Genomic DNA, 12168 nt, shown 5'->3' with positions numbered 1-12168 from the left:
GTACCATGGACAACATCGCTGTCGTCGATCTCACCAGGCCTCTCGAGGAACTGGCCGACGAACTCGGCCGCTCGTTTTCGGAATTCGGCTTCGCGGTGATCCGCAACCACGGCATCCCGGACGATCTCGTCAAGCGGGTCGAGGAGATGCAGAAGGCGCTGTTCGAGCTGCCGACCGAGGCCAAGATGGCCTACGCCATTCCCGGCGGCGGCGGGGCGCGCGGCTACACCCCGTTCGGCAAGGAAATAGCCAAGGACGCCAAGGTCCACGACCTCAAGGAATTCTGGCACATTGGCCGCAGCCTGCCCGAGGGCCACGAGTTGGCTGGCACGATGGCGCCCAACGTTTGGCCCAACGAACTGCCCGGCTTCAAGGAGACCATGGAGGAGGTCTACGCCGCCTTCGAGAAGGCCGGCGACCGTATCCTGCGGGCGATCGCGCTGCACCTCGGACTGGCCGAGGATTACTTCGTGGCGATTGTGAAGGACGGCAATTCGGTCATGCGGCTGCTGCACTATCCGCCGCTGGCCGAAGGAGCGCCGGAGGGTGCGGTGCGCGCCGCAGCGCACGGCGACATCAACACCATCACGCTGCTTCTCGGCGCCGAGGAGGCTGGGCTCGAACTACTGACGAAGCAAGGCAAGTGGCTTGCAGTCGACGTTCCGGAAGGCGCTTTGGTGGTCAACGTCGGCGACATGCTCGACCGGCTCACCAATTCGCACCTGCGCTCCACGACCCACCGTGTGGTCAACCCGGCCGGCGAGGCGGCACGCCGTTCGCGCTATTCGATGCCGTTCTTCCTGCACTTCCGGCCCGATTTCCTGATCGATCCGCTGCCGGCTTTCGTGGGCGAAGGCGATTCGCCGCAACCTCCGATCACGGCCCACGACTTCCTGCAACAGCGCCTTCGCGAAATAGGGCTCGCCTGAGCGTTGCGGAAATGCCGCACTGCGGCAAAAATGGTTATTTACTGTCTCTGAAGCGCAATATTTCTGCCGGGTTTCAGCCGGGTCGGACTGGTGCAAAGTGCGCAGAAATGCATGAGTGAGGACAGATTATGACCGTCCCATGAGCGACGGCAAATCTGTCACCTAGCCGTCAAATTGGGCGCGTTAAGGAGAGGGCCTGGCAAGGCACGTCATTCGCCGTGCTTTGGCACTCTGCTTGGTTTCGTTCAGTCGCTTAGGGGCACTTAAGTCATGAAAATAGAATATCTTCTCGCCGCCAGTCTGGCGTCGCTTTCGGTCGCCATCGCTCTTCCTCAGGCCGCTCAGGCCCAGCAGATCACCACGGGTGTCAGTGGCACCGTGGCCGACGAAAGCGGCAATCCGATCCCGGGCGCGACCGTGGTCGTCACCGACACTCGCACCGGTTCGGCACGCACGCTGACGACGAACGCAAACGGCGACTTCAGCGCCACCAACCTGGTTACCGGCGGACCCTACACCGTCAGCGCCAATGCCGACGGCTACGAAGGCCAGAGCGTCAACGACGTCACCACGTCGCTTCAGGGTGATACGACCCTGACATTCGCGCTCTCGTTGGGCGGCGGTGAGATCATCGTGACCAGCGCGCGCGTCCAGCTGGCACAGCTTGCGATCGGCCCCGGCACCAGCTTTGCCGGCGAAGTGCTCGAGACGGCGCCGAGCTTCAACCGCGACGTTCGTGATGTCATTCGTATCGATCCGCGCGTCAGCCTCGACCGCGACGACACCGGTTCGGGACAGGACCGAATTTCATGCCTCGGCGGCAATGATCGCGGCAACGCCTTCACTGTCGACGGCATCAGCCAGGGCGACGTCTTCGGCCTTAACGACACCGGCTTCAGCTCGCGCAGTTCGACGCCGATCCCCTACGATGCGGTGCGCGAGACCCAGGTCCAGTTCGCCCCGTTCGACGTCGATTACGGCCAGTTCACGGGCTGCGCGATCAACGTCGTCACCAAATCGGGTACGAACGACTATCACTTCGGTGGCTTCTACGAATATTCGGATGACGGCCTGCGCGGCAACACGGTCGACGGCATCCCGGTCGCGGCCATCAAGTCCGACAAGCGCTGGGGCTTCTACGCCGACGGCCCGATCATCAAGGACCACCTGTTCATCTTCGGCGCCTACGAGCACCAGGAAGCGGGCCAGTCGCAGGACTCGGGCGTCGCGGGCGCCGGCTTCCCGATCGCGATCAGCCAGGTGACCCAGGCGCAGTTCGACGCGATCACCAGCGTCCTGAGCAGCGTCTATGGCATCGACAGCGGACCGCTGGTCTACAACCGCGACTTCACGAACGATCGCTACTTCGTGCGCGCCGACTGGCAGATTACCGACAATCACCGCCTCGAAGTCACCTACCAGCGGCTCGAAGAAGGCACGACGAAGGAAGACGACCAGGCGGTGACGGGATCGTTCGGCGGTACCGCCGTCGGTCTCAATACCTTCTACACCAGCGGCACCGAATCGAATTACTATTCGGGCCGCCTATACTCGCAGTGGACCGACAACTTCTCGACAGAGCTTCGCTATTCGCGGTCGGAGGTGCAGGATCTGCAGGATCCGATCGGTGGTGGTGAAGCGCAGTCGGCAAACCCTATCCCGCGCATCGTCGTCGGCATCGACAATGGGGGGGGCAGCTACGGCGCGGTCGAAGTCGGTCCTGGTTACTCGCGCTCGGCCAACGACCTGCAGACCACCATCGACCAGTGGCGCGCCGCGGCTATCTACGAAGTCGGTGACCACAAGTTCAAGTTCGGCGGCGAATACAACAAGGCCGACCTGTTCAACCTGTTCGTCCAGAACGCGACCGGTACTCTGGTCTTCCGCAACCTGGCCGACCTTCAGGCCGGCATGCTCTCGCCGGGCACTGGCAACTTCGACACGTTCAACACGCCGTTCGGCGTCGCGACCGGATCGGTCGAGGGTGCCTTCGGCAACTTCTCCTACACCGGCGACGTCAACGATGCCGCGGCCTCGTTCAAGCGCGAGATCTTCTCGCTCTTCGCGCAGGACGATTGGCAGCTGAGCGATCGCCTTTCGACCACGCTTGGCCTTCGTGTCGACTGGTACAAGGGCGGTCACCCGCTCCTGAACCAGACCTTCGTCGATCGCTATGGATTCGGCAACGACGCCGGCTTCGACAACCTCGATCCGGTGTGGATGCCGCGCTTCGGCTTCACCTACGACTTCGACGATTTCTCGGCGTTCAGCCGGGCGCAGCTGCGCGGCGGCCTCGGCGTGTTCTCGGGCGGCGACCCGCTGGTCTGGTTCGGCAATGCCTTCCAGAACGACGGTCGCGGGTTTGCTACAGGCACGAGCCAGAGCAGCAACTGCCCTGCAGGTCAGATCAGCGTCCTCGACGGCAGCGGCAACTTCACCGGCGTTCCGACCTGCATCCAGCAGGACGGCATCGACCGTGCCGCGGCCGGCCTCGGCGACGCCCAGTCGATCAGCCCCGACATCAGGATGCCGACGGTCTGGCGCGCCAATCTCGGTTTCTCGACTGCAGTCGACGTGACCACCGGCGGCTTCCTGAGTGGCTGGAACCTCAATCTCGACTATATCTATAGCCACTATCGCAACCCGTTCACGGTCGTGGACTTGTCGCAGACCCCGAATATCACCAAGGGTCTCAACGGCTACTCGATCGACGGTCGTCCGGTTTATGCAGCGATCGATCCGACGGCAGCGGGATGCGGTGCAACCCTGGTCGGCTTGAATCCGGGGCCTGTGTTCGAGAACGTCACTGCTGCGTGCTTTGCCACGAGCCGCGACGACGAATTGATGCTGACCAACGGTCCGGGCTTCGACAGCCACATCGCTTCGTTCATGCTGTCGAAGAGTTTCAACGGCGGCCTCATCACGCAGGGCGGCCACGTGTTCTTCAGCGTGGGCTATGCCTACACCGATGCGCACGACCGCCGGAACATGTACAACTCGACGGCCGGCTCGAACTACGATCGAACGGCGGCCTTTGATCGCCAGAACCCGGCTGAATCGCGCGGTTTCTACTCGTCGAAGATCAACTTCACGATGAACACGACGTTCACCGAGCAGTTCTTCGGGGACAACGACACCAAGCTCGGCATCACCTTTGTGGTCCGTCACGGCCGGCCTTACAGCCTGACCTTCCGCGGGGGCGGCGTCTTCAACGACTCGGCATCGGGAAGCGACAACGCGCTGGCCTACATCCCCTCGGGCATCAACGATCCGAACGTCTCGCCCTTGTCGAACATGACGGCAGTCGCCGACTTCGCCGACTGGGCAGCCGACGAGAAGTGCGCTCGCGATTATGTTGGTTCGTCGATCCCGCGCAACACCTGCGAGGGCGATCGGTACTATGACATGGACCTCTATTTCTCACAGGAGATCCCGGGTCCCGCCAGCCTGTTCGGATTCGGTCACGACAAGATCAAGTTGTACGGGACGATCGACAACTTCCTGAACATCATCGACGACCGCTGGAACGTCCAGCGCCGTCGCGACTTCTCCGGTCTGCAGGATGTTGCTTCGACTTCGGGTGTCGACAGCGAAGGCCGCTACATCATCACCGGCTTCAACGGTGCCCAGGCTATTGCCGACGACAACTTCATCAATTTCAGCAGCTCGGTGTGGCGCATGAAGATCGGCATCAGCTACGACTTCTAGTCCGCTGTAGCGAATGCTGTAGTTTTCGGGGGGATGGCGGTACCGCAAGGCACGGCCGTCCCCCCTTTGATCTGATTTCGCGGGAGAGTTCGATGGGTGTGAGGGTTTCGGGTCTGCTCGCCGTTGCGCTCGCGCTGGCGGGCTGCGCGACCGTTCCCACCGCACCGACGCCCGAACGTGTCCAGATTCTCGCGCTCAACGACTTTCACGGCAGCCTCGAAGTTCCGCCCGGTTCTGAGGAATACCACAGCGCCACAGGTGAGATGGCCAAGGATTCGCTGGGCGGAGCGGCGCGTCTCGGTGCAGAGTTGGCGGCTCTGCGTGCCGGCCATGCCGCGACGATCACCGTGGCTGCCGGCGACCTGATCGGGGCGAGCCAACTGTCCTCGGCACTCTATCTCGACGAGCCCACGATCATGGCGCTCAACCGCATGGGGCTGGCCGTTGCATCGGTCGGCAACCATGAGTTCGACAAGGGCACGATCGAGCTCAAGCGCATGCAATCGGGCGGCTGCAACGGCGGCGAACCGCTCGGGCGGCTCATGCCGTGCCAGCTCGACAGCCCGTTCGAAGGCGCGCGCTTCACCTATCTCGCCGGCAACGTGCTCGACGATGCAGGGCAATCGCTGTTCCCGGCCTCGACCGTGCGGCAGGTCGGCAAAGTGACGATCGCCTTCATCGGGATGACGCTTACCGGCACCAGCCTGCTCGTCTCGCCGAGCGGGACGCGCGGTTATCGCTTCGCAGACGAGGCCGACACCGCCAACGCCGAGGCCGCGCGAATGCGGGCGCAGGGCGTCGATGCCGTAGTCCTGCTGATCCACCAGGGCCTGGACCCGATGCCGATCTACAACGAGACCGGCTGCCCCGATCTCGACGGGGCGCTGTTGCCAGTGCTGGCCCGGCTCGATCCGAAGATCAGGCTGGTCGTCACCGGCCATACGCACAAGGCCTATGCCTGCGAGATTCCCGCCAGCGACGGCAGCAATCGGCTGGTCACCTCGGCGGGCAAGTACGGCTACTTCGTCACCGACATCGAACTGACGGTCGATCCGGTGAGCGACACTATCGTTTCCATGGCCGCGCACAATGTCCCGGTTACCGGTGCCGCCGGCGAGCAGGCCGACGTCGCGGCGATCGTCCAGCGCTACGTCGCCAGCAGCGCTGGCGAGGCGGCGCGCGTGGTCGGCACAATCGACGGTTCGCTCGCTTCGGACCCCGATGCATTCTATCGGCCGATCGACTACCTCGTCGCCGACGCGCAGTTCGCCGCGACGCGTGGCGAGTCGGATGGCGGTGCGCAATTTGCACTGATGAACCGCGGCGGCATTCGCACGACATTCGATCCGGCCCCCGACGGCACGGTGACCTTCGGCCAGATCTTTGCTCTTCAGCCGTTCGGAAATACGCTCGGGATACTCGAGGTTAGCGGGTCAGCCTTGATTGCCGGCCTCGAAACCGCATTGGCGCGGAGCGACATCGAACGGCAGAAGGCCTTGCTGATCCCGTCCGCCAACCTGCGCTATTCCTTTGACTATTCCCGCACGGCGGGATCGCGCCTCGTCAGCCTGACGCTCGACGGCAAGCCGATCGATCCGGCGGCGACCTATCGGGTCGCGGCTAACAATTTCATCGCAGGAGGCGGGGACGGATTCGATTTTCTCGCCAAGGCCAAGCCTGTCGCCGGCGGGGTCAGCGATCTCGATGCCCTCGCAGCCTATCTTGCCGAAGGAGTTGCCGCGCCGCATGATACAAGGGTCGAAAACCTCACCCCATAGGGGGGTATTGTAATCGACTTGTCACATATCTCGGCGAAGCCCAAATTCGTCACGCGATGGAAATGAGCAATCCCACGGGCCGCGACCAATCCGGAGGAGCCGCCGCTCGCTCCGCCGATCGCTATTTCAATCGCGAACTGAGCTGGCTGGCGTTCAACGATCGCGTCCTCGCCGAAGCCTGCAACCCGAAATATCCGCTGCTCGAACGGCTCCGCTTCCTGTCGATTTCCGGCAGCAACCTCGACGAGTTCCTGATGATCCGCGTCGCCGGCCTCGTCGGCCAGGTCTATCGCGGGATCGAGGCCTTCTCGATCGACGGCAAGCCCCCGTCGCAACAGCTCGCCGAAATCCGTCGCCGGGTCCGCGATCTCGAGACCGGCCAGCATGACGCGCTTGCCGACCTGCGCCGCAGCCTAGCCGACGAAGGTGTGCAGATAAGCGACGGCACTTCGCTCAAGCCCGATGCCCAGCGCAAGCTGCGCAAGTATTTCGAGGACCAGATCAGCCGCGTCCTCACCCCGCAGGCGATCGATCCGGCGCACCCGTTCCCGTTCGTCGCCAACATGGGTATGGGCGTGCTGTTCAAGTTGACGCGCAAGGCCGACGACGCCTCGCTGGTCGAGATGGTGCTGGTGCCGTCTGGCATGCCACGCTTCGTCCGCGTGCCGGGCGAAGAGCAGACGTTCATCCCGATCGAGAGCGTCATCAGCCGCCACGCCCATCTCCTGTTCCCCGGTTTCAAGGTCGAGGGCAGCGGCGTGTTCCGGGTGCTGCGCGACAGCGACATCGAGATCGAGGAAGAAGCCGAAGACCTCGTCCGCTACTTCCGCACCGCGATCCAGCGCCGCCGCCGCGGACGGGTCATCCTGCTCGAACTCGACGGCGATTTCGACCGTGCGGCCGAAGCCTTGCTGCGCGAGCAGCTCGGCCTCGAAGAGGCGCTGATCACCAAGACCGAGGGCATGCTGGGCATCGGTGGCCTGTCGGGAATCGTCGACGCGCTCGACCGGCCCGACCTCAAGTTCAAGCCCTATACGCCGCGCTATCCCGAGCGGGTGATGGAGCACGACGGCGACTGCTTCGCTGCCATCCGGGCGAAGGACATCGTCATCCACCACCCCTACGAAAGCTTCGAGGTGGTGGTCGACTTCCTGCGCCAGGCCGCGGCCGACCCGGCGGTCGTGTCGATCAAGCAGACCCTCTACCGGGCGGGCAACCAGTCGCCGGTCATCAACGCGCTGATCGAGGCAGCCGAGGCAGGCAAATCGGTCACCGCAGTGGTCGAACTCAAGGCGCGTTTCGACGAGGAGCAGAACCTGCACTGGGCGGGACAGCTCGAACGCGCCGGCATCCAGGTGATCTACGGCTTCGTCGACTGGAAGACCCACGCCAAGGTGTCGATGGTCGTACGGCGCGAAGACGAAGGCTATCGCACCTACTGCCATTTCGGCACCGGCAACTATCACCCGGTGACGACCAAGGTTTACACCGACCTCAGCTTCTTCACCGCCGATCCGCGCTTCGGCCGCGATGCCGGCCGGCTGTTCAATTTCGTGACCGGGTACGTCGAGCCGCCGCGAACCGAACAGATCGCCATTTCGCCGATCGACCTGCGTGAGCGGCTCTACGAGCTGATCGACCGCGAGATCGAGAACGCGCAGGAAGGGCGTCCGGCGGCCATCTGGGCCAAGCTCAACGCGATTACGGAGAAGGGCGTGATCGACCGCCTATACGCCGCCAGCCGCGCCGGGGTTCAGATCGATCTCGTCATCCGCGGGAACTGCTGCCTGCGCCCCGGCGTACCCGGATTGTCGGAAAACATAAGGGTCAAATCGATCATCGGCCGCTTCCTCGAGCACAGCCGCATCTGGGCTTTTGCCAACGGCTACAGCCTGCCGAGTGCGCGGGCCAAGCTGTTCATCTCCTCAGCCGATGCGATGTCGCGCAATCTCGACCGGCGGGTCGAGGTGCTGGTCCCGTTGCGCAACCGCACGGTGCACGACCAGGTGCTCAACCAGGTGTTGCTCGCCAACCTGCTCGACAACGAACTGAGCTGGCGCTTGCAGCCCGATGGGCGTTATTGCCGTATCGAACCCGAACCGGGGGAGCCGGGCTTCAACCTGCATGCCTATTTCATGAACAATCCCAGCCTGTCCGGTCGCGGAACCGCGATCGACGACGCGAGCGTGCCCAAGCTCACGCTGAAGCGAGGGGCGGCGTCGTGAGTTCGCATTGGCCGTCCGGAACGCTTGAGCTCGATGGTGCGAAGCCCGACCGAGCGGTCGTCGACATCGGTTCAAACACCGTTCGACTGGTCATCTACTCCGGCCCGCCGCGGGCGCCCAATTCCTTCCTAAACGAAAAGGTCGTGGCCAAGCTGGGCCGCGATATCGGCGATACCGGGCTGATCCCCGACAAGTCGGCCGAACTCGCGCTCGCCGCCCTGCGCCGCTACAACGCGCTCATCACCGACCTCGGCGTGCAGCAGGTCGACGTCGTTGCCACGGCGGCCGTGCGCGATGCTAAGAATGGCGGCGAATTCCTCGAACGGGTGCGCAAGCTCGGCCTCGATGCGCGCTTGCTGAGCGGCGACGAAGAGGCGCGGGCCTCCGCCACCGGCGTCATCGCCGCGTTTCCCGATGCGCACGGAGTCGTCGCCGACCTTGGCGGGGGAAGCCTCGAACTCGTTTCGGTCGAGAACGGCCAGGATCACCACGGCGAGAGCTTGTCGATCGGAACATTGCGCCTTGGCGCGCTGCGCAAGAAAGGCTCGGCCTCGTTCAAGCGCACCGTGCACCGCGCATTCGACAATGCCGGCTGGGCGGCGGCGCACCCCGGTCCGCTCTACATGGTCGGCGGCACCTGGCGCGCTTTCGCCAAGTACGCAATGCTCACGTCCGGCCATCCGCTCAGCGATCCGCACTGGCTGCAACTGCCGGTCGAGGAAGCCGACAAGATCGCCAAGAAACTGGTCCGCACCGACCCTGAGACACTGCGCGAAATGGGCGGGATCACGAACCTGCGCGCAGGGGCGTTGCCCGATGCGGCGGCGCTGCTGCGGGTCATGTTGGCGGAACTAGCCCCCACCGAGCTGGTGTTTTCTTCATGGGGCCTGCGCGAAGGCATCCTCTATCAGCGCCTGCCCGAACTGGCACGGCGGCAGGATCCGCTGCTCGCCGGGATGGCGTATTTCACCGCGCCGCGCGGCGCCTCGATCTCGAAGGCGGCGATGATCGCGGGATGGACCGCATCGGTGGCCAACGGCGATGGCGCGAAGAGCGAGCGCTTGCGGCTGGCGGCGACCTTGCTGGCGCAGGCCGCGGCAAGGCTGGAGCCGAACATCCGCATGAGCCATGCGCTCAACTGGGCGCTGGAGAAGCGGTGGATCGGGCTCGACATGCCCGGCCGCGCACGAATCGCTGCGGCGCTCGTCGGGGCCTGCGACAAGCCTGCCTTGCCGTCCGAGCTGCTCGCACTGGCAGACGAGAAGGATCTTCACGAGGCGCTCGGCTGGGGCCTCGCGATCCGCCTGTGCCGCCGTCTTGGCGGAGGATCACGCACTTCGCTTGCCAGCAGTTCGCTGACGGTGGAAGGCAAGACCGTGGTGCTCGACCTCGACAGCACCGGGGCGGAACTGCTCGGCGAACCCGTAGAGACCGAGCTCAAGAATCTCGCCGGATGGCTAGGCATGGACGCCGAGATCAGGGTCGACCGGCGCTTGCCGAAGAGAGCAAATTTGACACTCATGTGACGGGTGCGGCATTATCTTTACCTCGCCCGGAACGCCGGGCGATACGCGGCCCTGTCTTACGGTGGGGAACTCATAATGGCTGAAACTCAGGGGGATATGGCGACGGACATTGCGGCGGAGGCCGCGGTGCGTCCCGACACCTCGTCGATGACCGATCGCCAGTTGGCGCAGGCGGTGCTCGACCGAACGATCCGCGCACGTGTGGCGGAAGTCATGCGGCTGGCCGAAGCCGTCGTCGCCAAGGCGAAGAAGAAGCCATCGAAAAAGGGCAAGACCGCGCGCAGCGGCAAGCTCGCCAAGATCCCCGGCCAGTCCGGCAAGAAGAAAAAGAAGAAGGGCTGAGCGCCCTTCCTCCGGGCGTCAGGCCAGCAGGTCCTTGCTCCGCCCGATCGCGGCGATGCCGCGCTTGCCGTCGCTGCGTTCGAGCTGGACGATCACGTCGATCACTGAAGCGGCGTACTCGATCGTGTCTTCGCGGGTCAGGCCGATGCCGGTCTGCATGACCATCAGCGCCAGCTGTTCGAGCGCGCCGCGCAGGCTGTTGGCATGGATCGTTGAGAAGCTGCCAGGGTGGCCGGTGTTGATCGCGCGCAGGAAGCTGACGCTTTCCGCGCCGCGCAGTTCGCCCAGCACGATGCGGTCGGGGCGCAGGCGCAGGGCGGCCTGAAGCAGTTCGTTGGCAGTGACCTTGGCTTCGCCCAGCTCGCCCTTGACCGCGACAAGACCGACGCCGTTGGCGCCGGGTAGCCGCAGTTCGGGAGTATCCTCGACCAGCACCACGCGCTCGCCCGCGGGAATTTCACCTAGCATGGCGTTGAGGAAGGTCGTCTTGCCGGTGCTCGTACCACCGGAAATCAGGATCGTCTTGCGCGCGGCGATGGCGGCGCGGAGGTAGGCGACCGGCTCGGCCGCAGGGTCCGGCATCGTCGGTTCGCGATTGGCGGTGAGGGGGCCGGTGTCATAGGCGTCGAGCGGCAGGTCGAGCCGGCAGTGACGGCGGATCGCCATCGCCCAATGCCGGCGCGTGGCGGGCGGACCGCAGAACTGGATGCGCGCGCCGTCGGGCAGCGTCGCGCCGAGCAGCGGATGCTCGCGGTTGATGCCCTGGTGGCTGGTGCGGGCGACCTGTTCGGCGAGCCGCTGGACCAGCATGTCGTCGATCTCGGGCGCTTCGACGCGCTCCATCCCGGACGCACTGCTGTCCTCGATCCAGACCTCGCCGGGCCGGTTGACGAGAATCTCGGTCACGCCTTCCCGGTCGAGCCATTGCCGGAACGGCCCGAGATAGGCCTCGAGGTAGGCGCTGCCCGCCACCGCGCCCTCGTCGGGCGCCAGCTTGTGAATATCGGCCGCCATTTTCTGACTCAGATGCGCGGAACGCGGCTGAAGTCGAGGTCGCGCGCGGTGAACACCCGGATCGGTTCGCCCTGGCGCACCCGCACCGTCGGGCCGATATCATTGCCTTGCTGAACTGCTGCCGCAGCCGCACTCTGACTGCCGCCGACAATCAAGCCTGCTCCGCCCGTAGCGATCGTACTGAGTCCTCCAATCACCGACAGGAGCATCGCAGAGCCGAAGCGCTTGAAGAAGTGGCTGTTGACCTTGCCTTCAAGACCGGTCGAACCGTCGAACCCGGTGGCGGGCGAGGAAAGATTGACCGAAACGCCATCGGGCCGGATCAGGCGCGTCCAGATGACGTAGGCGCGCTTCTGCCCGCCCTGCAGGCCCGACTGGTACTGTCCAATCAGGCGGCTCGAACGCGGCACCAGCACGCGGCTGCCGTCGAAGCTGCGGACGTCCTGGCTAACGACGGCGCGGACATAACCCGGCACATCGGTGTTGATCGCGGTCTCGAGGATCGCCGGGATCATGGTGCCTTGGGTGACGGTGGTCTTGGGATCGACGTCGCTGCGCGCTTGAGCTGGAGCGCCACCGACGCCGCCGATCCTGCTGGCGAAATCGCTGGCGCTGTTTCCGGTGCCCGCGACGCCTTCGACGCCCG

Annotated in this window: 8 protein-coding genes; 6 read left to right on the top strand and 2 right to left on the bottom strand. The window is 64.6% G+C overall.

The window, feature by feature from the left end:
- The first annotated feature begins 5 nt into the window (after window positions 1-5).
- From GRI89_RS09580 to GRI89_RS09555, 6 genes are all read left to right on the top strand, one after another.
- Window positions 6-929, top strand: coding sequence for an isopenicillin N synthase family dioxygenase (locus tag GRI89_RS09580; protein WP_159794570.1), 924 nt, complete (start codon window positions 6-8; stop codon window positions 927-929).
- Between the two features lie 270 nt (window positions 930-1199).
- A complete protein-coding gene (locus GRI89_RS09575; RefSeq protein ID WP_159794568.1) occupies window positions 1200-4637 on the top strand; it encodes a TonB-dependent receptor in 3438 nt (1145 codons plus the stop codon).
- 92 nt (window positions 4638-4729) lie between these two features.
- Window positions 4730-6415: a bifunctional metallophosphatase/5'-nucleotidase gene (locus GRI89_RS09570; RefSeq protein WP_159794566.1), complete on the top strand. Its 1686-nt coding sequence runs from the start codon at window positions 4730-4732 to the stop codon at window positions 6413-6415.
- A gap of 62 nt (window positions 6416-6477) precedes the next feature.
- Window positions 6478-8640: an RNA degradosome polyphosphate kinase gene (locus GRI89_RS09565; RefSeq protein WP_201290905.1), complete on the top strand. Its 2163-nt coding sequence runs from the start codon at window positions 6478-6480 to the stop codon at window positions 8638-8640.
- Complete coding sequence (locus GRI89_RS09560; RefSeq protein ID WP_328598189.1) at window positions 8637-10166, top strand: Ppx/GppA family phosphatase; 1530 nt, start codon at window positions 8637-8639, stop codon at window positions 10164-10166. Before GRI89_RS09565 ends, GRI89_RS09560 begins: the two co-directional genes overlap by 4 nt.
- A 75-nt stretch (window positions 10167-10241) precedes the next feature.
- On the top strand, window positions 10242-10508 hold the full coding sequence (locus tag GRI89_RS09555; RefSeq protein ID WP_159794562.1) for a hypothetical protein: 267 nt from the start codon (window positions 10242-10244) through the stop codon (window positions 10506-10508).
- Between the two features lie 18 nt (window positions 10509-10526).
- On the opposite strand, the gene virB11 is transcribed toward GRI89_RS09555, so the two are convergent.
- Together virB11 and GRI89_RS09545 are read right to left on the bottom strand one after the other, a co-directional pair.
- The gene (gene virB11 / locus GRI89_RS09550) at window positions 10527-11522 is read right to left on the bottom strand and encodes a P-type DNA transfer ATPase VirB11 (RefSeq protein WP_159794560.1); all 996 of its coding nucleotides are present in this window, start codon (window positions 11520-11522) and stop codon (window positions 10527-10529) included.
- Between the two features lie 8 nt (window positions 11523-11530).
- On the bottom strand, window positions 11531-12168 hold a 638-nt coding region (locus tag GRI89_RS09545; RefSeq protein WP_201290904.1), incomplete at its 5' end, for a TrbI/VirB10 family protein.

The sequence above is a fragment of the Croceibacterium salegens genome, assembly GCF_009827435.1.
GTDB lineage: Bacteria > Pseudomonadota > Alphaproteobacteria > Sphingomonadales > Sphingomonadaceae > Croceibacterium_B > Croceibacterium_B salegens.
Note: the sequence above shows the minus strand (reverse complement) of the source record. Positions and strands in the feature narration are given on the sequence as shown.

Excerpts from the sequence above, each read along its gene's own strand:
- GRI89_RS09580 (WP_159794570.1), top strand. The coding sequence starts at position 6 with ATGGACAACATCGCTGTCGTCGATCTCACCAGGCCTCTCGAGGAACTG.
- GRI89_RS09575 (WP_159794568.1), top strand. The coding sequence starts at position 1,200 with ATGAAAATAGAATATCTTCTCGCCGCCAGTCTGGCGTCGCTTTCGGTC.
- GRI89_RS09570 (WP_159794566.1), top strand. The coding sequence starts at position 4,730 with ATGGGTGTGAGGGTTTCGGGTCTGCTCGCCGTTGCGCTCGCGCTGGCG.
- GRI89_RS09565 (WP_201290905.1), top strand. The coding sequence starts at position 6,478 with ATGAGCAATCCCACGGGCCGCGACCAATCCGGAGGAGCCGCCGCTCGC.
- GRI89_RS09555 (WP_159794562.1), top strand. The coding sequence starts at position 10,242 with ATGGCTGAAACTCAGGGGGATATGGCGACGGACATTGCGGCGGAGGCC.
- virB11 (WP_159794560.1), bottom strand. The coding sequence starts at position 11,522 with ATGGCGGCCGATATTCACAAGCTGGCGCCCGACGAGGGCGCGGTGGCG.